This is a genomic window from Acinetobacter legionensis, assembly GCF_048551735.1.
Classification (GTDB): Bacteria; Pseudomonadota; Gammaproteobacteria; order Pseudomonadales; family Moraxellaceae; genus Acinetobacter.
This window is the reverse complement of sequence record NZ_JBIMBV010000034.1, coordinates 1-19,842: the sequence shown is the minus strand read 5'-3', so window position 1 is coordinate 19,842 and position 19,842 is coordinate 1. Positions and strand designations below refer to the sequence as shown.

The window sequence follows — 19,842 nt, the reverse complement described above, 5'->3', positions numbered from 1 at the left end:
ATCCTTTCGTAAGCAGTTAGTTGGTTAATAACTAAACCTCCTTCGGGAGGTTTTTTATTGGGTGAAGATTATGACATGCCAAGGCTGTGAACAACGTAGACAATGGTTAGTAGAAAAAATAAAAGCCCTCACGGGCTTTCTCAAAAAAGATGCAACTGTTACCGCCTCATCTTTTAATCCTAATAAATAGGGGTGGCGTCCTTCGTTCTTTAGGTCTGCTAGGGTGTTACCTTGACGCAAACAGACCAGCTTAATAGCTGACCCAACGGCACGGACCCTGTGAAGTATAAATACAACCATCGGGAAGTCCTCGCCCATGCACTGACAATTATATCTTAGGAGATTCCTTTATGGAAGATATAGAGCTTCCGAAAGGGAGTGAGCCACTTGAAGATGACCGTCGTGAACGGTTAGCGCAAGAATACTTAAAATGCTTGAATATTGCCAAGGCTGGTGAATTAGCAGGGTATGCGGATAAGAGTACTTCGTGGAGGGCATTCGAACGTGATGAAGTTCAAGAACGAGTTGCATATTTAAGCGCTCAAAGATTGGAGCGCACCCAAGTAGATGCAGATTATGTTTTAAGACGTTTGGTTGAGATAGATCAGATGGACGTTTTAGACATTATGGATGACTCTTACAACTTCAAACCAATTGGTGAGTGGCCTTTAATTTGGCGTCAATACGTTTCCAATATAGAAAACATTGAGCAATTTGAAGGCTTCGGAGAAGATCGTGAACAATCAGGCTGGCTTAAAAAAATCAAATGGCCTGATAAGGTTAAGAATCTTGAGTTGATTGGTAAGCATGTGAGTGTTGGGGCCTTTAAAGATAAAGTTGAGCATTCAGGATTAGTAACAGTTCAGACAATATCTGATGTGATGGATGAGATAGGAGGCGATGATCTTTAAGGAGGTAAAATGCTCTCAAATAAACGAAGAGAACTCCTTAAAAATCGGTTCTGGCGCTTAAATAATCTTTATTTTGTAGAAGATAAAAACGGAAAATGTGTCAGATTTAAAATGACATCTGAGCAGTTAGAATACTTTGATGGTATGCATGACCGAAATGTCATTCTTAAAGCTCGTCAGCTTGGTTTCACCACAGAAGTTTGCATTATTCAGTTAGATCTAGCTCTATTTCATCACAAGCATTGCGCTTTGATTGCACATACTTTGCCAGATGCAGAACGCCTTTTTCGTAATAAAACCAAATATGCTTATGACCGCTTGACTGAAGATGTAAAGCAGGCGAATAAAGTTACCAAAGAAACAACCAGTGAAATCGTATTCAAGAAAGGTGGTTCCGTTACTGTTTCAACTTCATTTCGTGGTGGAACGCTATACAGCTTGCATGTTTCAGAATTTGGGAAGATTTGTGCAAAGCATCCTGATAAAGCAAAAGAGATTGTTACTGGTGCATTTGAAGCTGTACCACTTGGTGGTCGGATTACTCTTGAAAGTACTGCAGAAGGACGCAGTGGTTATTTCTATCAATATTGCCAAGACGCTGAAAAATTAAAACTTCAAGGTAAAACTTTAAACCCATTAGAGTGGAAATTCTTTTTCTTCTCATGGTGGAAGAACTCTGAATATCAAATCCCAGCAACAGAGATATCGGAACGATTAAAGGAATACTTCTCAGATTTAAAAGTTAAGCACAATATTCACACCACACCTGAACAACAGTCATGGTATGCATCCAAAGAAAAGACTTTGGGTGATGACATCAAGCGAGAATATCCAAGCATTCCATCTGAGGCATTTCAGCAATCAGTTGAAGGCGCATATTACAAGAAGCAATTTAAATTCTTATATGCAAATGGTCGAGTTGGTGAGTTACCAAGTAATGATCATTTGCCAGTAATGACCTTTTGGGATTTAGGCGTTTCAGACTCAATGGCAATTTGGTTTATCAGGAAAATTTCTGATGAATGTTATCAAGTCATTGATTACTACGAGAACTCGGGTGAAGGCTTAAGACATTACTTTAAAGTGTTGAAAGATAGAGGCTACACATATTCAAAACACTACGCACCACACGACATCAAAAACCGTTCTTTAACAGGTGATGCTAAATCTCGTCTAGATATCGCTAAAGAAGGTTATGAAATCGATGGTGAAATCTATTCCGTTCGATTTGAAGTGGTTGAAAGCATAGGTGTGATGGATGGTATAGAACAGACTCGTGAGATCCTTAAATACTGTGAGTTTGATGAAACCAAGTGTGAAGAAGGTATTTCTCATTTAGAAAACTATCGTAAAGAGTGGGATGACAAAAAAGGGTGTTGGAAAGATAAACCTCTGCATGATCATACCTCTCATGGTGCTGATGCATTCCGCATGTTTGGTGTAGCGATGAATAAGGTAAAACCAGTAACAACTCTAGATATACCAATTTTTGGAAGAAGAAGATGACAGGTGTAACTTCAAAGCATCCTGAATATATTAAAAACATTGAAACTTGGACAAAAGTTGATGATGTTTGTGATGGTCAGGATGCAATTAAGAAAAAGGGTAAAACATATTTACCAGTGCCTGTCACTTTTGGTGATGGGGATGAAGATCGTTATAAAGAGTATTTAGATAGAGCAGTATTTTATGGTGCGACTGGTCGAACTTTAATTAGTCATATCGGTTCGGCATTTAATAAGTTGCCTGATTTTAAAAGACCAGATGAGCTTGAGTATTTGGAGCGAAATGCAGATGGTGCAGGACGTTCTATTTACCAAAGCTCACAACAGATGTTGCGATTGATCTTAAAGCATTATCGTTGTGGTGTTTATGTCGATTTCCCACAAGTGGAACCTAGTCGAAATCGGGCTGAAGATAAGCAAAAGAATGCATTCCCAATGATTCACACATTGAAAGCTCAATCCGTTATTAATTGGGATTTTATTATTGTTGGAAATCAGAAAAAACTTTCCATTGTGGTTATAGAGGAAGCTGTTTCTACTTTAGATATTGATGGATTTGGTCGAACCAATGAAACACAGTATCGAGTTTTGCGTTTAACACCAGGTGAAAGTGATTTTATTTATTCTGTACAAATTTATAAGCGGAATGATAAAGAGGTTTTTGAGGCTGGTCCGCTTTATTACCCCACGGATTATCATGGTAAGCGTTGGAATTATATTCCATTTACATTTTGTGGTGCGATAGATAATACGGATGAAATTAATAATCCACCACTACTAGAGCTTGCAGATTTAAACCTTGCTCATTATCGTAATTCTGCAGATGTTGAAGAATCAGGATTTATTGTTGGGCAGCCTATTGTTTCTATGCCGAATATTACCCCTGATCAATATGAAATCATTAAAAAGGACAAGTTAGCGATTGGTGCTCGTAATGGATTTCCAACAAAAGTTGAAATTTCCCAAGCGAGTGAAAACAACTTGGCCAAGCAATTAATGGCTGATAAGTGGGTACAAATGAAAGAAATGGGTGCTCGCTTAATTGAGGTGGGGTCTGCTAATAAAACTGCTACACAAGCAGATAATGAGGACTCTTTGCAGCACTCAGTTGTTTCACTGGCAGTGTCTAATATCAGCGAAGCATTACAAATGGCGTTACGCTGGTGTGCTAAGTTTGCATTGCCCAACCATGACATTAAACCAGATGAGCTGACTTACGTTATTTCTCAAGATTTTAATAAGCAGAAATATAGTGTAGAGCGCTCAAGATTGATTTTGGAAATGGTTCAGGGTGAATTGTTGCCGCCAGAGGTTCTTTACCAGTATGAGCAATCTGGAACATTCTCAGATGCAAAATGGGAAGAGATAGAAAAGAAGATTGAAGAATATCGCATGAGTAAGCCACTAGCTGGTTATCAGCCATATCAAGGTGTAGAAAATGAACGATCAGGCGGTGCAAACAGCAATACTTGATGCCTTAAATCAACATAACTCTTATCTTCAAAGGCTCTCTTCATCTTCGCTTAATGAAATCTTAAATAAGTTCGATGGCTTATCTATCGAGATGTTAAATAAGTTACGCGATTTGCTGGATGACCTGAGTGAATCTGAAAAAGCAGCTTTAGCTGGTGGTAAATATACAACCCTATCTTTGAAAGAAATTCAGGGGGTGATAATGGGTTGGCAACAATCAATATCCATAACACTTCCTGAAATATTTACAGCTTCAGCAGTTGCTTTAGCTGTTCATGAGGCTGGATTTGTTTACTCCTTAGCTGATAAGAAAAGACCTGAATTGGAAGGTGAGAAGCTTTTCAATAAAATTCGGAAATTACCATATGCTGAAGGTCAATTGATTGATCTTATTTTTCCCAATATTGCAGAGGGTGTTAGAAAAAAGGCAGAATATGTAATACGTGATGGGATTTACCAAGGGCAGACAACTCAACAGATTATTCAAAGAATAAAGGGTACTAAAAAACTTAATTATTCAGATGGTTTGCTTCATCAGACGCGAAATGCAATTGATGCTGAAGTTAAGACCGCTCGCGCCCATGTGAGCAATATTGCCTATTTAGATACTTGGAAGGCACTTGGCTTTGAATATACAAAAGATGTTGCAACACTGGATGGACGTACAAGCCTAGGTTGTGCAGCCAAAGATGGACGCGTACAGCGAATTGGTGATGGACACCAAAAACCACCTTACCACCGCCGATGCAGAACAGTTCAAATTGGCTGTGATAAAGAAGGTGGTCTAGAGGGTGTGAGGCCATTTGTTGCAGATAATAGACCTGTTAAAAACATTCCAAAAGATCAGCGTGACGGTAAAATTGGGCAAGTTGATGCAAATACGACCTATAAAGAGTGGTTTGCAAGGCAAGACGATACATTTCAGCGTAATCTTCTCGGTAAAACAAGGTTTGAATTATATAAATCGGGTGAGTTTCCAATTGATAAATTTGTTGATCCATTAAGTGGTAAGAAATTCACTATTGCTGAATTAAGGCAAATGGATGAACAAACGTTTAAGGAGTTGGGGTTATGAGCGGTGATAAGAATTGCGAGCGAATGTTGGTTGTAAAGCGTCATCCAAAATTCAAACATAAACTCACTCTTTGTGATGAGGAAACAGGGCAGCCACTAAGCGGATTGATTGATATTAAGATTGAGAGTTCAGCAGATGCTCCAGCAAAGCTCATTGCTACTTTTGAAGCATGGGGATCGACTGGAATACGCTTTGAAGATGATTTTCGACAAACGTTTTAAATAAAGATTCAAATCACAGCACCTACCAAGGTGCTTTTTTATTGCCTGCAATTCAGATGAATAGGGCGCAACGAGCGGATGCTCACTCAAATATAGGGTCGGATGACTTATGAAACTTAAGACAGTAACTATCGAAAACAAGACGTATGCAGAAGTGAATGATCAAGGCTTGCCTATATACATTCATGATGATGGCAAAGAATTAGCACATGATGCTCCACAAACAGTGGCAAAAATTGCTCAACTGAATGGTGAAGCTAAAACCAATCGTGAGCGATATGAAAAAGCTGAGTCATCACTTAAAGCATTTGAGGGTATTGAAGATCCAGCTGCAGCTAAAAAAGCTTTAGAAACTCTTAAAAACTTTGACGATAAAAAACTGGTGGATGCCGGTGAAGTCGAAAAAATCAAATCTGAAGCAATCAAAGCTGTAGAAGAAAAGTACGCGCCAGTTGTTCAGGAGCGTGATGCATTTCAAGCACAACTGCATAACGAACTCATTGGCGGTGGTTTCGCTCGTTCTAAGTTTATTCAAGACCAAGTGTCTGTACCAGCCGACATGATCCAAGCTCAATTTGGCAAAAGCTTCAAAATTGAAGAGGGCAAGGTTGTGGCGTATGGGGCTGATGGTCAAAAAATCTTTTCACGTACTCGCCCAGGTGAAGTCGCTGACTTTGATGAAGCTTTGGAAACTTTGGTTGGTGGATATCAATACAAAGATTCGATCTTAAAGGGCTCTCAGGCTGGCGGTGGTGGCTTTCAGGGTGGTGGTCAAGGCGGTGCGGCAAAATCACTAGCAGATTGCAAAACACGTGAAGAGAAAGTCGAATTTCTAAAAACAGTTAAATAATTAGGAGAAGCTCATGGCTTTTGATTTACAGGTTTTTAATAAACAAACCTATCTTGCTATGACTGAGTATATGGCTCAGGCAGTAGACAAATTTAATGAAGCATCTCAGGGTGCTATTCAATTAATCAGTAAGCCATTTTCGGGCGATTTTGATATTGAAGCCTCTTTTAAAGCAATTGATGGCTTGGTTCGTCGTCGTAATGCTTATGGCTCGGGCACTGTTGCTGCTAAACGCTTGCAACAAATGCTTGATGTCGCAGTTAAGGTGGCAGCAGGTACTCCACCAATTCGTTATGAAAAGCAGCAGTATTTGTGGATCATGCAAAATCCTGAACTTGCAGCATTAACAATTGGTGAGCAATTAGCAAAGGCAAAAATTGCCGATATGTTAAATGCAGGTATTTTAGGTGGCTCTTCTGCAATTGGAAGTGTTGCCGCTCTTGTGGAAGGTGATGGAACCACTGATGCATCCTTTCGTTTATTAAACAAAGGGGCTTCACGCATGGGGGATCGTTCAGGTTCTATCCGTGCTTGGGTAATGCATTCAATGACAATTCATAACTTGTATGACAATGCGTTAACCAATACAGAAAACCTTTTCCGCTACGATGGCGTTAATGTTATTCGTGATCCTTTTGGCCGTTTGTTTGTGGTGACTGATTCTCCAGCCTTGGCTGTTACAGACACAACAACCGTGTATAACACTCTTGGTTTAGTGGATGGTGCAATTGTTGTTAATGATAATAACGATTTCAATGCCGAACTAAACGCAATTACTGGTGGTGAAAACATCGAATACGAATACCAAGCTGAATGGACTTATGGTGTTGGTGTTAAAGGTTTTGCATGGGATATGGCGAATGGTGGTAAATCGCCGACAGATGCAGCAATCGGAACCCCAACAAACTGGGATAAAATCGCGACATCAGTTAAAGATACTGCTGGTGTCTTGGTGAAATCTAAATAAATTGAAGCCCCTTAATTGGGGCTTTATTTTGGGAAATAAAAAATGAAAGACAAGGTTAAGAAGTTATATTTCACCAATGATTTTAGCGCTAGTAATGTGCAGAAACTTCAGGGTGAAGGCTGGATCATTCGTAATGCTCAACTTGCAAAATCTGATTCATTTGTGGAAAAGGCTGACGAATATGGTGGTGATGTACCTGAGCGCTACAAAGCTAACATTGGAAAAGTTACAGTTGAACTAGATGTTCAAACACCCCCAGAACTTCAGCAAGCAATTGATGAAGCAAAAGCTGAGTGCGAGAAAGCAGTTGCTGAACGTGATGATGCTTTAGAGCAACTTCAAGCTGCTAAAGGTGAATTTATTGCATTCCAAAATAACATTGAAGCAATGAAAGCACAAATCACCGAATTGGAAGCAAACGCTGATAAAACGGATGAAGAAAAACCAAAAACTACCAAAACAAAATAGGTGAGTTATGAGCTTTATCACTATAGAAGATGCAAATCGTATATTGGGGAGCGACTTTGCGCCTGAAGGTGATAAAGCTCGTTTAATTCTATTGGCCAATACATGGATGAAGAATGAAATAGGTTTTGTTCCTGATCCAATAGATCCTTTATTGCAAGATGCAGCGTGTGAAATCGTAAAAGGCATTAAAGCTGGCATGATTTACGCTGGTACTTCTCGTCAAACAACAAGCGAACGAGTAAAAGCCGATACAGTTGAGGTTGAAGAGTCGTTTGTAGAGGGTAGTCGTGAAATTTCAGAATTTGAGCAGATTGCCAAAGCATTTATAAGCTCTCTAGATCTAAAGCCCAAAGGATTTACATTCAAGGTGTATCGCGGATGAGAGATAAGATTCAATCTAAAGTGGCTAAAGCCTTTAATACTAAGCTTGCAGATGCCGTCACTACTTTTACATGTTCTAAAGAAATCCAATCTGGTGATTTCGACTTTGAAACACAAACTTATCCTACAGTGACTGTTGAGCAATATTCAGGACGTGGTGTATTTGGCTCATATAAGCGTGATTTGGTAAAGCCTATTGATTACCAAATTGAAGATGTAAAAGCTACTGTGCTTCAAAATGAAGTAACTGGTGTGCCTCAGATTGATGATGTTTGGGTGGCAGGGGTTGAGTTTAAGGTTTTAAGTATTAGTAAGGACCCAAGCGAAAGTATTTGGATTTGCCAGTTGAGAAAAGTTTAATTGTGATTGGTGGGTGGAACTTATGAGTTGGAACGGATTAAGACCATCACAATTCACACTCCAAGTTTTACGTGATGGCTCAGAACTACAAAGAAAAATTACTGCTGCAATGCTTCAAGGTGTAATCCTTAGAAGTCCAGTCGATACAGGGGCTTTCAGAGGTAATCATCGTGTTTCAATTGGCAGTGTCGATTACACCAAAGACTTTCAGAAAATAGATAAATCAGGTACCACAACCATTGCTGATGGAATGGCTAAAGTACTGAGCGTTCAATTGGGGATGAGAGTCTTCATTAGTAATAATCTGCCTTACGCAATCGCTCTAGAGAATGGACATTCTGGGCAAGCACCACTAGGAATTTATTCAATCACATTCCAGTCAGTTACGAGTAGATATAAATGATGACACTTACCGAGGCTGAAACAGTAATTCATAAGGAGTTACTAAGGATTGCAGTAAAAGAAAATTTAATAATAGAAATGCCAAACAAGCCGCAAATCAATGGAAAGCCTTTCCAAGCGCCTACTAAACAAGCATGGAGCAAGGCGTATATTCAATATGCGCACAGCAATATTGTTGGAATTGGAAATGAACCATGTGTACGTGACTTTGGGGCTATTTCCATTCAATGTTTCGCCCCTAAAGGAACAGGTCTGGTGGTGTTGTCTACGCTTTGTGATAAATGGAGACGGTATTTACAATCATTTAGAGTAGACGGTCTGGAGGTTTATTTAGTCCATGCGCCACAAGATATGGATGATGACAATTTTTACGCTAAGATAGTGAGAGCTGAGTTTCGAGTTAATTAGCTTAATCACACAACAAACCAGAATTACTTTTAAACGAACCTGTCCTTAGTGGCAGGTTTTTTAATGCCTGAAATATGGCATCCAAGCCGACTAGGGTAGCTCCTGAAGTAATGTATTTTTCATGTTCAATGCATTTGTCGGCTCTTTTCTTTTGAACATGATTTTGTAAGAGGAAAATCTTATGAACATGATGTTGAATTTAAACTTAAGAGCCATGGTCTCCAATGAAAATGGAGAAGCCAAAACAACCAGTTATGCGGTAGCTGAAGTCTTTAAAAAGCGACATGCTGACGTATTGCGTGCTATCAAGAATATGAAATGTTCACCGAGATTTCGTGAACGCAATTTTGCGCTTTGCTTTGAAAACAATGAGTTGCAGAATGGAAAACCACAAAAATTCTATCAAATGACTAAAGATGGTTGGATGTTTTTGGTTATGGGTTTCAATGGTGAAAAAGCTGATTTAATTAAAGAGCAATTCATTGATGCTTTCAATTGGATGGCAAGTCAATTAAGTCAAGTATTTCAATCAAAATGGGCTAGATACAATCATATCGTTGGATATCGAGAAAGTAGAAAACAACAAGTGAGTTGCTCTGCTAGAGATATGAATATTTGGAAGCATGAAAAGAATCCGCTTGATCGTGAAATTCAAGAGTTAGAGGCTGAGCTACAGCCGAGTTTACCTTTTACACAAGGGTAGCATTTCAAATGCCATCCTAAAAAATCTATCCACCTCCTTAAAGGAGGTTTTTTTATGCCTAAATTAAGGAGAACTTCATGAGTTCTGGAGCTAAACAATTAACCCGAGTTGGTTTTGAAGCATCACCCGGTGTGATTGCAACCACTTGGAATACATTTGCATTTACCACTAATGGTTTAGATGCATCAGCACAAACTACAGAATCACAAACGATTAAAGATTCTCGTATTGCAGCTGGCACGTTGGTAACTGGTGTTGAAGTGCAAGGAGATATTGAATCTGAATGGGCTTATGGCATTCAAGATAAAGTCTTAGAGCTAATTGCCTTCAATGCTTGGAATAGCAACGTTTTAACATTTGGTGGCACAACTCGAAAAACGCTTTCGATTATTCGTGGCTTTAGTGATATCGATAACTTCCAAGTTTTCACTGGTTGCCACATTAACCAGTGGACTTTATCGATTCCTGATAGTGGCATTGTGACTTCTAAATTCGCAATTATGGGAATGAAGCGCACAGCTTATGAGGTTGCACCGACTGGTACCGTAACACCAGCAGTGGATGCTGTTCCATTAACCAGTCTATCCACTGGTGACATCCTTATTGATGGTAAAAAGAAACCAGGAATGTGCATCACTCAGATTGAATTAACCATTGATAATACAATGCAAATTCAGAAGTGCTTAGACTATGAAAATAACATTGCCGCAATCTTAGAAACCATTATGAAAGGCAGTGGTAACTTCACAATTGCATGGTCCAAAAACACTGCAGAGCTTTATGAAAAACAATTCTTAAATGAGCCGATCGGTCTTGAATATTCATTGAAAGATACTGCCGGTAATAAATACACACTCAAACTACCTAAGGTTCAAGTATCTGCGCCTTTGCCAAGTGGTGGTGCTGGTGATGTATTAACTACCCAATTCTCGTTCACAGTCGCGGATGTTGCACCGACTCTTACACGTATTCCTGTAGTTGTGGGGCCTTAATCATGTTAATTGAAATTGAAGAACAGAAGTCCATTGAATACGTTCAAGAATGGTTTGATTTTAAAGATGGCGTGAAACTACTCATTGCGAGTATTGATAAGCCATCATTTCAGCGCTCACTTGAACTCAATGGGATTCAAGCTGAGCAGGAACTTGCTGGTATTAAGGCGGTAACAGATGAAGGAGCGGTTAAGGCTAAATTAGGTTTTAACCGAGCTGTTTCACATTTGTTGCTAGGGTGGGTTGGGCTAGTCGGTAAGGATAAGAAGCCAATCGAATACAGCGCGCAAAATGCAGAGCTGATTTGTACAAGCTCAAAGCAATCACTTGAAATTATTGTCTTCATCATGGAAAAGGCTAAAGTGATCCATGACTTTCAAAAAGAAGAGATTGTTGAAGAAGTGGGAAAGTCATCAAGCACTACGAACAAAGAAACATCAAATGGTGCGAAGAAAAAACCGCAGAAGTCTACCAAAAGCTCGGCATAAAGCCACCTGAGCGATTAGAACCAAGCTTCACAGCAGATCACATGATTAAAGCCTTTAATTTAATTTCAAAGGCTCGACGGTTTATTGCTTTTCCGCAGGGTGGTGGGTTTTATGACTCACTCACTCTTGCCGATATCAAAAGCTATTTTGATGTGTACGGTTGTGACTTGGATCGAGGACTACTTGTAGAGTGTATTTTCGCGCTAGATGCAAAGTATTTGAGTGAAATGAATAAAAAATGATGAACTTGTTGTAGTGGCGCTCATTACAACTCCAATTAAATGCATTAGAAAAGCAAAAAGCCCACGATTCACAGTCGATGGGCTTTTTTGTTTCCCACAAATTGACCAAGAATAAGTGAGAACCTATGAACAAGTTTACCAAAGGTAAATTTAAATTACATCCTAAAGAAGGTGTGGAAATGGAAGGTTATTTATCTGGCTGGTTAAGATTTTGTATCGGAGTGGCAATTTTATTAATTGCTGCAAGCCCATTTATTTATTCGTTATCGCATTTTTTTAATGTTTTGGGTGTAGGGCGATGATTAATATATTTAAGGAAAATCTTAATCTTTTATTCGATGTTTTAGTAAATCACCCAATAGTTTTTTTAATAGTAATATTTTGCATTCTGGTTTGCGTTGCTTTGGCTGTTTTAACATTGTATATGATTGGAAAATTTCCAGTTCTGCAATATCCGTTTGTATTATTTATTGGGTTTCTAATAGCTAATTTTTACATTGAAATACTGCTAAGGATTTTTAAATTTTTTAACTAAACCGACCTACAAATGGTCGGTTTTTTTTTGTCCGCAATGCGCCCTTAGGCGCTTTTTTTACGCCTAAAGGAAAAGCTATGACTGAACAACGCAGCACACTCATTATTGAAATTAGCTCAGAACAAGCAGCACGTAATGCACGTGCTTTAGATCGAGAGCTACAAAGTATCGAACGCACTGGTAATTACGCAACTACTTCAATGAACTCTATGTCGGTGGCAGCACGTCAGTTGACAGGGTATTTGGCAGGAGTTGTGACTGTTGGTACTGCGATATCTAAGATGGATACTTATACTGGTTTAAACAACAAGCTTAAATTAGTCACTAAGAGTCAATCTGAACTCAATACTGCAATGAACGATACTTTCAAAATCGCTCAAAATACTGCACAAGCTTGGGATTCGGTTGCACAGATCTATCAACGCTTTTCCGACAATGCACAGCGTTTAAACATTACTCAAGCCAAAACTGCAGAACTAACTGATACCGTTGCTAAAGCAATCGCAATTAGTGGTGGTTCAGCTGCTTCGGCCGAGGCTGCATTAGTTCAATTTTCACAAGCTTTGGCTTCCAATGTTCTACGCGGTGAAGAGCTTAACTCTGTTATGGAGCAAGCGCCTGGACTTGCAAAGGCAATTGCTCAAGGTATGGGAATCACAGTAGGTCAATTACGTTCAGTTGCTGCAGAAGGAAAGATTACAGGTGATGTACTTGTTGACGCTTTAACAAAAGCACGTGGTTCAGTAAATGAACTATTTGGCAAAACGGATTTCACTATTGCTCAGTCATTCACGCAATTATCCAATGAAGTCACTAAGTTTGTAGGTGAGGCTGGTAAAGGGAGTGGGGCTGCAAAGGTTCTATCTTCCTCTATTAGTGCACTTGCTGAAAATCTAGCCCCTATTGCAAATGCTGGTGCAGCACTAGCAATAGGCATGTTAACCAAAGCAATGATCAGCAATGCAGCAGCCACAACATCTGCAACCTACTCCTTGATTGCAAAAGTTGATGCAAGTATTGCTGAACGAAATGCCAATATTGCAGCAGCACAAGCCGAAGTTGCTTCTGCAGCTGCTGAAGCACAAAGTACTCAAGTAACATTGACCAATATCAAGGCAACACATGCACAGATCATGGCTGAAATTGAACTTGAAAAAGTTCGTTTGAAAGCTCAAATCACTGATCAAGGTCGTATGGCCACAACTACACGAATGGCTCAGCTTGGTCGATTACAGGCTCAAGTAGCTTTAGAAGTTGCAGCGGCTGAATCAGCGCAAACTGCATCTTCTGCCAGATTATCTGCAGCTTTAACAGCACAAACCGTTGCTACAAGTCGTTTAGCTTTAGCCAAGTCAGCTCTTATGGCGATTTTTAGCCCGATGGGTCTAGCAATTGCAGCAACAGCAGCAACTTTCTATTTATTGAGTAGTAGTTCAGATGAAGTCAAAGAGTCTCTTGCAACTCAAGCTGATTCTGTCGAGTCTTTAACAAAGAAATACTTAGAGTTAAATACTGTACAAGCTTTGGTTGAAGGCGTGCGCTTACGTAAAGAGATTGAACAGCAAAATGATGTAATTGATGATGCAAGTAGTGCTACAAAACGTTTCGCATATATTCAAAAAGAATTGTTCAAATTATCTGGCAATGATTATGCAGATTACCAAAAGGCAGTTACTTCTATTGCTAAAGGTGCAAGTGATGCAGGTGATCTTTTAAATAAAATGATTGCTTCAGGTCGTTTTAGTCAGAATCAAATTGATAAATTGGTTGAGTTTTCAGGAGCAGTAGCAGAATCAAAGAACAAGATAGAGCAAAATAATAATGCTCTTAAATTATTGAATGCTACATCTGGGCAACATGTAGAAGTAACTGCTGATTCAATTAAGCAATTAACGATTCAAACAAATTTAACAAAAGTTGCTACCCAAAATTTCACTGATATGAAAACTCAAATGCTTGATTCATTACAAGCACAAGTAGAATTCATCCGATTGAATGGTGGCAGTGAAGAACAAGTTAATTCGTTGAATAAAGTGATTCAAGCTTATTCTTTGAACCAACTTACAGCAACTGATGCTGTAAAAAAATTCAACAGCTCAGCCAAAGTTCCTTCTGATGTAATCAAAGGATTAATAGATTACGCTTCTAAGACAGACCAGGCTAAATTTGCAATGAATCAGGCTAATACTGAATTAAAAGCGATTCAAGAAAATGGTTCTAAAGCAAAGCAAGGTTTCATTGATGCAAGTCAGGGTGCTTCAACAGCAATGTCAGAAGTAGATAAACTCAATGAGAAAATGAAGGAGTTTAATAAAACTATTGCTCAGAGAAAATTTGATGCTGGTTATCAACAAATTTTGATTACTCAGTATGGCAAAACTCCAGAGCAAGCTGCTGCAATGTTAAAGGTTCGCAAAGAAGCAGAAAAAATAGGGCTGAAAAATCCTACTGCAGAAATGCTCAAAAATGAACTGTCAGTTTTAAGTATTGAAAACAAACTTAAAGATACTATTGAGGCAAAGAGTAAGGCTGAGAAGGATCGTACAAAGGAGCTTAAAGATCAAGAAAATATCTCTAAACGTTTAATTGGTATTTCAGGTAATTCGGGTATTGGTACGGGTGCGCATCTTGATGTTCGTTATGGTGGCTCTCGTGATGGGCAGAAAGTATCACCTGAGCATATAGCTCGGCTTCAAGCTGGTGGGAAATCTCTTTCAAGCTACCGTGTTTCTTCTGATTATGGTCAAAGAAAAGCTCCAACTGCAGGAGCGTCAAGTTTCCATAAAGGAATTGATTTTGCAATGCCTGTAGGTACTCCAATCACGACAAAAGTTGCGGTAAAAGATGTAAAAACTGCATATGATCCAAAAGGTGGTGGTTATTACAGTACGGTAACTTTTGAAGATGGTGTTGTGCTTAAACTTCTACATCAATCGCCAAGCATGCAAAGCAAGGTGAAAGGAGGGGCAAGTGCAGGAACTTACGCTTCTTATGCAGCACAAGAAAAATCTGAGGTTAAAACTGAACAAGAGATTGAATCTTTACGTGCAAATTATTACTCGTTAGGTGAGAAAGATGAAGCTGACCATATCAAGCGTCTAAAGGATTTACGAAAAAATGGTTTAGAAGAACTGGTTGCTGATGAAAATGCCCGGTTTGAAAAAACTAAACAACTTCGTCAATTTGAATTCACGATGGAGGTTGATGGGTGGCGTTGGGTTGGTGAGGAAAAGATCAAGAATGATGCATTTGCGAAAAAACTTAGAGTTGAAGCTAGTACTGAATTCAACAAAAAGGAAAAGGCAGAATCCATTAGGTCAATTGATGAGCAACGTGAATATGAGCTTGAACAGTTTCGTTTAACGAAAGAACAGCAATTACTTCAGTCTAAAGAATTTTACATGTCTGAGTTACAACTAGCTCAAGCAAAATATGATATCGAAAGGAGGCTTTTAGATCAGAGCAACGAGGACCCAAAAGAGAAATCATTTAAAACGCAAATGCTCGCTCTTCAACATCAAGCTGATTTAAGTAGACGTTTAAAAGATGCCACAACAGGCTGGGAATCTGTACAAGCCCAAATGAATGGATCTACAGGGCGATACCAGGTTAGCCAAGATAGACTGAGTCGAATGGGGGTTTCACAGAATTTACTTGAAACACAGAGTGCTGATGTTGAAAGACAAGAGCAAGAGCCAGGCGCTGATTTACAAAAATTAGCTGAGGTTCGTGAACAAATTTGGGCTGATCACAATAAGCGAATGATTGATATTGAAAATCAGTATCAGACGGATTCTTTGAATTTGCAATTAACTCAGGCTCAACAGTTGACCGGTTCATTTGCAAATATGTTTAAAGGTATTCTTGGTGAAAGCTCAGGTGCATATAAAACAATGTTTGCAATGCAACAGGGGTTTGCACTAACTCAAGCTGGTATGAACTTATGGTCATCTGTTTCTGATGCTTATGCTAAAGAGCCAGGTACCGTATGGCAGAAAGTTGCCGCAGGTGCCAAGGCAGCTTTAGATCAGGGCACTTTCTTAGCAATGATCCAAGCTATTACCCCTCAGGGTTTTGCAACTGGTGGACACATCACAGGTAAGGGCACTGGAACTAGTGATGATATTCCAATCATGGCATCCAATGGCGAGTTTATGATGCGTCAGTATGCTGCCTCTAAAATTGGTCTAGTTGCTTTAAATTACATGAATCAGACGGGTGAGATACCATTTCAGCGTGAATATATTGGCATGAAATCTCAGTACTTAGGTTCTACTCAACCAGATTTAAATGTTCAAAAATTTAAAGATGGAGGTTTGGTTGGTGTTACTCGTATAAATAATGCTGATGCAGAAAGAAGTCAGTTTAATTCGGTTCTGCAGACTAATATTGGATCATCTCAGCCAAAAGTCACAATTATTAATCAAACCTCACAACCTGTAGAAGCTACAACTCAGTGGGATGGCAGTGAGTTACAAGTTGTTTTAAAGGAGATGCAAAAGCAAAATGAGGCACAAACCAAGTCTTTAATATCTCAGTCTTGGCGAGATGCTGAACGTCAAGGTGGTGCTTTAGATAGAATAAAAAAAGGTAGATAGCCACTTCGGTGGCTTTTTCTCTTTTTAATTGATATTTTATAAGCACTTCAAGGAGTGCTTTAGAATGAAAAAATTATTATTTATGGGTATTTTAAGTATTCTTTTTACGGGTTGCTCAACCAGCCCAGTAAATAGTAATCAAACTGCAATGATTCCTGAAAGCCGAATGTTTGATTCTGATTATTTTAAACGAAAATCGGAAGATCAGACTAAAGTAACTTTTTTGCGTGATAAAGGTTTTTTAGGTTCTGGCTGTACTCATGATATTTACGCTAATAATATAAAAATTTTCTCAATACGATCTAATGAAAAGGCTGTTGTGTACCTAAAGCCTAATTATTATATCTTTAGATTGGAAACGGGTGGGGGGATGTGCCCAAATGTTGCGACTTCACAAGAGGCAGAGATGAAGCCTAACGCAGAAGTTGAGTACCGTATACTTGTACCATCAGACTTTAATTTACGTCTAACAAGGATCAAATAATGAAAAAAATATTATTGCTGAGTTTGGTTAGTTTATTTTCTATCAATACTGTTTTTGCAGAACAATCAAAAATTACTCTAGATAATGTTTCAAAATCAGATGATGGTAATTATATTTATAAGCACTACAAGTCAGAAAATTTATTCACAGTAGATTATTTCTATGGACGGGATGCGATTGGTGATTCTCCTTATGAAACAATTTTGAATATAAGGTTTAAAGAGGATACACAAGACTTAGTCCCTGTTGATGTAATGAAAACAGGGTTTATTGTGGCAGGTGATCTAGATTTAAGTGTGCGTAAGCTTGGGATTACTTCAAACCCACCGCAAGATTGTGATTTTACAGGGCAGGCTGTTGTTAGGTTAGATAAAATGATGTTAGTTGTGCCCGAATATCCAGCTGGAATTAACTACACAGCAAAAATAACAGAGGTTATTTCATCTACAAAACCGCAGTTAGTTTGTGAGTGATTTCGATCCACCTAAATTATTCGAAGTATTACCCAGATAAAAACCCGCCTAATTTGTTTTTAATTCTCGTTTACTAAATCTTCACTTCTCCTTTACTCTTTGTTACATTGATTACACTTTATAACAATGGTTATTTAAATGAAAAAGTTGGTTTTAGCAGCATTAGTTGGTCTTGGTGTAGTTTTAAGCGGGTGTTCAACCACCATGCCTATTAATTATGTGGCATCCCCAACCATTAAAGGACAGGGGGATATTGGAGTGGGTGTATTCAAGTATATTCCAGCGGACAAGGGTTTGGTAAAGGCTAATGAGTTTCAAAAGCCTGCAGCTGCCCTAGGAACAATGTATATGTCAGATAAGGCAGATGCATTGTTAAAATCCTCACTTACAAAAGAGCTAATTGCTGCGGGATTTAATCCAGAACAAAATGCAGAAATACAAATATCAGGTAATATTCAAAAATTTGAATATGACTGGATAGGCTTTATAGAGGTTGATTTTTACTTAGATGTTGATTATTTGGTAACTAAAAGCGGTCAAACTGTTTATACAAATACTATAAAAACTCATGTAGCTTCACCAAAAGCAATGGGTGGTACTGATTCAGAAGCTGTGAGATCTGCAATTTCATCAAATATTGGTGATTTATTTCAAGATTTGAGATCTAAGAAAATTCTATAAGGATTTACAAGATATAAAAAACCCACCTAAGTGGGTTTTCCTACTTTCGCCTAATGTTTATCCAAATTAATTCTGTTAATATGCTTACGAAAATTAACAAAGCAGTTACATTATGAAAAAGATTTTACTTTCAGCATTGGTTGGATTGGGGCTTTCATTTCAAGCTCAAGCACAAAATATCGATTTAAATAAAAACTCTGTATTTGCTGAATACTCATCTCAAAAGGGTAAATTTGAGAATGATGTTGATGCTGATATGAACGGATTTGGTTTAGGTATCTCTACATCACCTCAAAAACATGGTGCTTGGGCAAAGTTTGAATACCAAGGCAATAGTGATTATGACGGTGATTATTATGAAATCTCAGGTGGTGGTCATTACAACTTTTTAAGTACCGAGCGCTTTTATGCTATTGGTACTTTGGGTCTTGGCGTTGGCTTGTTGGATGTAGATGGATTTGATAATACTGCTTATCTAACAATCCCTGTGGGCTTAGAAGCTGGTGTGAACCTTAATCCAAACTTTTCACTTTATAGTGGGGTTGGTTATAAGTGGTCTTGGGATGCATCTGATAGTAATGATAAGAAAACTCGTTGTAATGATGGAACTTGGAGTAATAGCTCAGGTCAAGGCACTTGCTCATGGCATGGCGGAGTAAATCAATATTATTCATCAAACAATATTGGTGATTTTGATGGTTTAACTTATAAGGCTGGTGTTCGGTATAACTTCTAAGATTAATTAAAAAACCCGCCTAAGCGGGTTTTTTTCAATCCATCAAGCTAAATACCATTCCATTGTATGAGGCTGCTTATCACCAACATGCTTAAGCGTAATGCCGTAACCAATAGCTTTTCGGTTTAAAATGTTGGCGTGACATGAAACTTCTTGTGTTAAACCCATTTGTTAAGAGATCTAATGGAAATAAGTTTGAGTTGATAAACTACTGAATTTCAAATAATCTAAGTCAAGATATTAATTTAAATTTAATTAATTAAGAAATTGAATATATGTGGATTTTTATAGCTATAGTCATAGGTGTTGTCCTTTTTATCTATTCTGATAAAAAAAATTCTAGAATTCTAGACGAAAAGACTTTAATGCCTATGAATCAATGGTTCATTATTGCTGCTAGTGCAAGTAAGAGGCAACAAAGGTTAATGAGCATTAGCGTTCTTCATCAAGCCTCAAATTTGTTGGATAAATTAGGCTTTTTATCAGAATCTGATTTTAAAAAATTAACAAAAGTGACTGGTTTTAACGCAGCTAATTTTGTTTTTTCTTTAATTGATGAGGCAAATAAAATTAATTCTGATCCAAATACAAATAATGTCGATCTTCATTTAACTGAAATTTGGCATACTGAGCAAGCTCGAGTTTATATGATGAATGCTGTAGTTGTGATTTTGACTAAAAAGACCGCAATTTATCCTGGAATACATCAACTAGCTTTGTTAGCTCGATCTTCACCTGCACCACAAAGAAGTTGGAGTGAATAGGTATTATAAATTTGAGAAAAAAGCACCCTAAGGTGCTTTTTTTAATACATCTGTATTGTTAATAATCATATCTAGCTTTTCTTCGATTGATTGGATTTTAGTCAAATAGTCTTTGTCAGCTTGAG

General features: G+C 38.3%; 23 protein-coding genes and 1 pseudogene. 23 read left to right on the top strand and 1 reads right to left on the bottom strand.

Annotated elements, in window-relative coordinates; genetic code table 11:
* The first annotated feature begins 350 nt into the window (after positions 1 to 350).
* The 22 genes from ACG9ZL_RS20185 to ACG9ZL_RS20080 all read left to right on the top strand — a co-directional run bounded on the left by ACG9ZL_RS20185 (position 351) and on the right by ACG9ZL_RS20080 (position 18,953).
* Positions 351 to 911 carry a terminase small subunit gene (locus ACG9ZL_RS20185; protein WP_419361562.1) on the top strand — a complete coding sequence of 187 codons (561 nt, stop codon included), beginning with the start codon at positions 351 to 353 and terminating at the stop codon, positions 909 to 911.
* A 9-nt stretch (positions 912 to 920) separates the two neighbouring features.
* Positions 921 to 2,417, top strand: a complete 1,497-nt coding sequence (locus ACG9ZL_RS20180; protein ID WP_419361560.1) for a terminase — start codon at positions 921 to 923, stop codon at positions 2,415 to 2,417.
* Complete coding sequence (locus tag ACG9ZL_RS20175; RefSeq protein ID WP_419361557.1) at positions 2,414 to 3,889, top strand: DUF4055 domain-containing protein; 1,476 nt, start codon at positions 2,414 to 2,416, stop codon at positions 3,887 to 3,889. Before ACG9ZL_RS20180 ends, ACG9ZL_RS20175 begins: the two co-directional genes overlap by 4 nt.
* The gene (locus tag ACG9ZL_RS20170; RefSeq protein WP_419354497.1) at positions 3,855 to 4,964 is read left to right on the top strand and encodes a phage head morphogenesis protein; all 1,110 of its coding nucleotides are present in this window, start codon (positions 3,855 to 3,857) and stop codon (positions 4,962 to 4,964) included. The genes ACG9ZL_RS20175 and ACG9ZL_RS20170 overlap by 35 nt, the downstream gene beginning before the upstream one ends.
* Entirely contained in the window at positions 4,961 to 5,185 is a 225-nt protein-coding gene (locus tag ACG9ZL_RS20165) for a hypothetical protein (RefSeq protein WP_419318551.1), read from the top strand. Before ACG9ZL_RS20170 ends, ACG9ZL_RS20165 begins: the two co-directional genes overlap by 4 nt.
* 109 nt (positions 5,186 to 5,294) lie before the next feature.
* Positions 5,295 to 6,035 (top strand): DUF6651 domain-containing protein, encoded by a 741-nt coding sequence (locus tag ACG9ZL_RS20160; protein WP_419361553.1) that lies wholly within the window; start codon positions 5,295 to 5,297, stop codon positions 6,033 to 6,035.
* A gap of 13 nt (positions 6,036 to 6,048) precedes the next feature.
* Complete coding sequence (locus tag ACG9ZL_RS20155) at positions 6,049 to 7,002, top strand: major capsid protein (protein WP_419306126.1); 954 nt, start codon at positions 6,049 to 6,051, stop codon at positions 7,000 to 7,002.
* 42 nt (positions 7,003 to 7,044) lie between these two features.
* Complete coding sequence (locus ACG9ZL_RS20150; RefSeq protein ID WP_419361550.1) at positions 7,045 to 7,470, top strand: SPFH domain-containing protein; 426 nt, start codon at positions 7,045 to 7,047, stop codon at positions 7,468 to 7,470.
* Positions 7,471 to 7,477: 7 nt separating this feature from the next.
* Complete coding sequence (locus ACG9ZL_RS20145) at positions 7,478 to 7,852, top strand: hypothetical protein (protein ID WP_419354501.1); 375 nt, start codon at positions 7,478 to 7,480, stop codon at positions 7,850 to 7,852.
* Positions 7,849 to 8,211: a glutamate 5-kinase gene (locus tag ACG9ZL_RS20140; RefSeq protein ID WP_419361546.1), complete on the top strand. Its 363-nt coding sequence runs from the start codon at positions 7,849 to 7,851 to the stop codon at positions 8,209 to 8,211. Before ACG9ZL_RS20145 ends, ACG9ZL_RS20140 begins: the two co-directional genes overlap by 4 nt.
* Positions 8,212 to 8,233: 22 nt before the next feature.
* Complete coding sequence (locus ACG9ZL_RS20135; RefSeq protein ID WP_419361543.1) at positions 8,234 to 8,614, top strand: hypothetical protein; 381 nt, start codon at positions 8,234 to 8,236, stop codon at positions 8,612 to 8,614.
* On the top strand, positions 8,611 to 9,021 hold the full coding sequence (locus ACG9ZL_RS20130; RefSeq protein WP_419354504.1) for a hypothetical protein: 411 nt from the start codon (positions 8,611 to 8,613) through the stop codon (positions 9,019 to 9,021). Before ACG9ZL_RS20135 ends, ACG9ZL_RS20130 begins: the two co-directional genes overlap by 4 nt.
* Before the next feature lie 181 nt (positions 9,022 to 9,202).
* Positions 9,203 to 9,724 carry a Rha family transcriptional regulator gene (locus tag ACG9ZL_RS20125; protein ID WP_419361539.1) on the top strand — a complete coding sequence of 174 codons (522 nt, stop codon included), beginning with the start codon at positions 9,203 to 9,205 and terminating at the stop codon, positions 9,722 to 9,724.
* Positions 9,725 to 9,801: 77 nt separating this feature from the next.
* Positions 9,802 to 10,716 carry a phage tail tube protein gene (locus ACG9ZL_RS20120; RefSeq protein WP_419361536.1) on the top strand — a complete coding sequence of 305 codons (915 nt, stop codon included), beginning with the start codon at positions 9,802 to 9,804 and terminating at the stop codon, positions 10,714 to 10,716.
* Between the two features lie 2 nt (positions 10,717 to 10,718).
* Positions 10,719 to 11,204 carry a phage-derived protein YdaY family protein gene (locus ACG9ZL_RS20115; RefSeq protein ID WP_287839089.1) on the top strand — a complete coding sequence of 162 codons (486 nt, stop codon included), beginning with the start codon at positions 10,719 to 10,721 and terminating at the stop codon, positions 11,202 to 11,204.
* A gap of 41 nt (positions 11,205 to 11,245) precedes the next feature.
* Positions 11,246 to 11,446: a hypothetical protein gene (locus ACG9ZL_RS20110; protein WP_239046263.1), complete on the top strand. Its 201-nt coding sequence runs from the start codon at positions 11,246 to 11,248 to the stop codon at positions 11,444 to 11,446.
* A 125-nt stretch (positions 11,447 to 11,571) separates the two neighbouring features.
* A complete protein-coding gene (locus tag ACG9ZL_RS20105) occupies positions 11,572 to 11,748 on the top strand; it encodes a hypothetical protein (protein ID WP_286436123.1) in 177 nt (58 codons plus the stop codon).
* Between the two features lie 310 nt (positions 11,749 to 12,058).
* Positions 12,059 to 16,579, top strand: coding sequence for a tape measure protein (locus ACG9ZL_RS20100; protein WP_419361531.1), 4,521 nt, complete (start codon positions 12,059 to 12,061; stop codon positions 16,577 to 16,579).
* Positions 16,580 to 16,643: 64 nt separating this feature from the next.
* A complete protein-coding gene (locus tag ACG9ZL_RS20095; RefSeq protein ID WP_419278230.1) occupies positions 16,644 to 17,063 on the top strand; it encodes a putative periplasmic lipoprotein in 420 nt (139 codons plus the stop codon).
* Positions 17,063 to 17,536, top strand: coding sequence for a hypothetical protein (locus ACG9ZL_RS20090; protein WP_419278228.1), 474 nt, complete (start codon positions 17,063 to 17,065; stop codon positions 17,534 to 17,536). Before ACG9ZL_RS20095 ends, ACG9ZL_RS20090 begins: the two co-directional genes overlap by 1 nt.
* 138 nt (positions 17,537 to 17,674) lie before the next feature.
* Positions 17,675 to 18,217, top strand: a complete 543-nt coding sequence (locus ACG9ZL_RS20085) for a YajG family lipoprotein (protein ID WP_239046259.1) — start codon at positions 17,675 to 17,677, stop codon at positions 18,215 to 18,217.
* A gap of 112 nt (positions 18,218 to 18,329) precedes the next feature.
* Positions 18,330 to 18,953: a DUF3761 domain-containing protein gene (locus ACG9ZL_RS20080; protein WP_419330394.1), complete on the top strand. Its 624-nt coding sequence runs from the start codon at positions 18,330 to 18,332 to the stop codon at positions 18,951 to 18,953.
* 42 nt (positions 18,954 to 18,995) lie between these two features.
* Here the strand turns inward: ACG9ZL_RS20080 and ACG9ZL_RS20075 are convergent.
* Positions 18,996 to 19,118, bottom strand: a pseudogene (locus tag ACG9ZL_RS20075) (ORF6N domain-containing protein); the annotation flags it as partial.
* Positions 19,119 to 19,228: 110 nt separating this feature from the next.
* On the opposite strand from ACG9ZL_RS20075, the gene ACG9ZL_RS20070 reads away from it, so the two are divergent.
* A complete protein-coding gene (locus ACG9ZL_RS20070) occupies positions 19,229 to 19,717 on the top strand; it encodes a hypothetical protein (RefSeq protein ID WP_419330393.1) in 489 nt (162 codons plus the stop codon).
* The last annotated feature ends 125 nt before the right edge of the window (positions 19,718 to 19,842 follow it).

Excerpts from the sequence above, each read along its gene's own strand:
- ACG9ZL_RS20180 (WP_419361560.1), top strand. The coding sequence starts at position 921 with ATGCTCTCAAATAAACGAAGAGAACTCCTTAAAAATCGGTTCTGGCGC.
- ACG9ZL_RS20105 (WP_286436123.1), top strand. The coding sequence starts at position 11,572 with ATGAACAAGTTTACCAAAGGTAAATTTAAATTACATCCTAAAGAAGGT.
- ACG9ZL_RS20175 (WP_419361557.1), top strand. The coding sequence starts at position 2,414 with ATGACAGGTGTAACTTCAAAGCATCCTGAATATATTAAAAACATTGAA.
- ACG9ZL_RS20145 (WP_419354501.1), top strand. The coding sequence starts at position 7,478 with ATGAGCTTTATCACTATAGAAGATGCAAATCGTATATTGGGGAGCGAC.
- ACG9ZL_RS20125 (WP_419361539.1), top strand. The coding sequence starts at position 9,203 with ATGAACATGATGTTGAATTTAAACTTAAGAGCCATGGTCTCCAATGAA.
- ACG9ZL_RS20160 (WP_419361553.1), top strand. The coding sequence starts at position 5,295 with ATGAAACTTAAGACAGTAACTATCGAAAACAAGACGTATGCAGAAGTG.
- ACG9ZL_RS20070 (WP_419330393.1), top strand. The coding sequence starts at position 19,229 with ATGTGGATTTTTATAGCTATAGTCATAGGTGTTGTCCTTTTTATCTAT.
- ACG9ZL_RS20150 (WP_419361550.1), top strand. The coding sequence starts at position 7,045 with ATGAAAGACAAGGTTAAGAAGTTATATTTCACCAATGATTTTAGCGCT.
- ACG9ZL_RS20120 (WP_419361536.1), top strand. The coding sequence starts at position 9,802 with ATGAGTTCTGGAGCTAAACAATTAACCCGAGTTGGTTTTGAAGCATCA.
- ACG9ZL_RS20135 (WP_419361543.1), top strand. The coding sequence starts at position 8,234 with ATGAGTTGGAACGGATTAAGACCATCACAATTCACACTCCAAGTTTTA.
- ACG9ZL_RS20165 (WP_419318551.1), top strand. The coding sequence starts at position 4,961 with ATGAGCGGTGATAAGAATTGCGAGCGAATGTTGGTTGTAAAGCGTCAT.
- ACG9ZL_RS20110 (WP_239046263.1), top strand. The coding sequence starts at position 11,246 with ATGATTAAAGCCTTTAATTTAATTTCAAAGGCTCGACGGTTTATTGCT.
- ACG9ZL_RS20155 (WP_419306126.1), top strand. The coding sequence starts at position 6,049 with ATGGCTTTTGATTTACAGGTTTTTAATAAACAAACCTATCTTGCTATG.
- ACG9ZL_RS20115 (WP_287839089.1), top strand. The coding sequence starts at position 10,719 with ATGTTAATTGAAATTGAAGAACAGAAGTCCATTGAATACGTTCAAGAA.
- ACG9ZL_RS20140 (WP_419361546.1), top strand. The coding sequence starts at position 7,849 with ATGAGAGATAAGATTCAATCTAAAGTGGCTAAAGCCTTTAATACTAAG.
- ACG9ZL_RS20170 (WP_419354497.1), top strand. The coding sequence starts at position 3,855 with ATGAACGATCAGGCGGTGCAAACAGCAATACTTGATGCCTTAAATCAA.
- ACG9ZL_RS20130 (WP_419354504.1), top strand. The coding sequence starts at position 8,611 with ATGATGACACTTACCGAGGCTGAAACAGTAATTCATAAGGAGTTACTA.
- ACG9ZL_RS20095 (WP_419278230.1), top strand. The coding sequence starts at position 16,644 with ATGAAAAAATTATTATTTATGGGTATTTTAAGTATTCTTTTTACGGGT.
- ACG9ZL_RS20100 (WP_419361531.1), top strand. The coding sequence starts at position 12,059 with ATGACTGAACAACGCAGCACACTCATTATTGAAATTAGCTCAGAACAA.
- ACG9ZL_RS20090 (WP_419278228.1), top strand. The coding sequence starts at position 17,063 with ATGAAAAAAATATTATTGCTGAGTTTGGTTAGTTTATTTTCTATCAAT.
- ACG9ZL_RS20185 (WP_419361562.1), top strand. The coding sequence starts at position 351 with ATGGAAGATATAGAGCTTCCGAAAGGGAGTGAGCCACTTGAAGATGAC.
- ACG9ZL_RS20080 (WP_419330394.1), top strand. The coding sequence starts at position 18,330 with ATGAAAAAGATTTTACTTTCAGCATTGGTTGGATTGGGGCTTTCATTT.
- ACG9ZL_RS20085 (WP_239046259.1), top strand. The coding sequence starts at position 17,675 with ATGAAAAAGTTGGTTTTAGCAGCATTAGTTGGTCTTGGTGTAGTTTTA.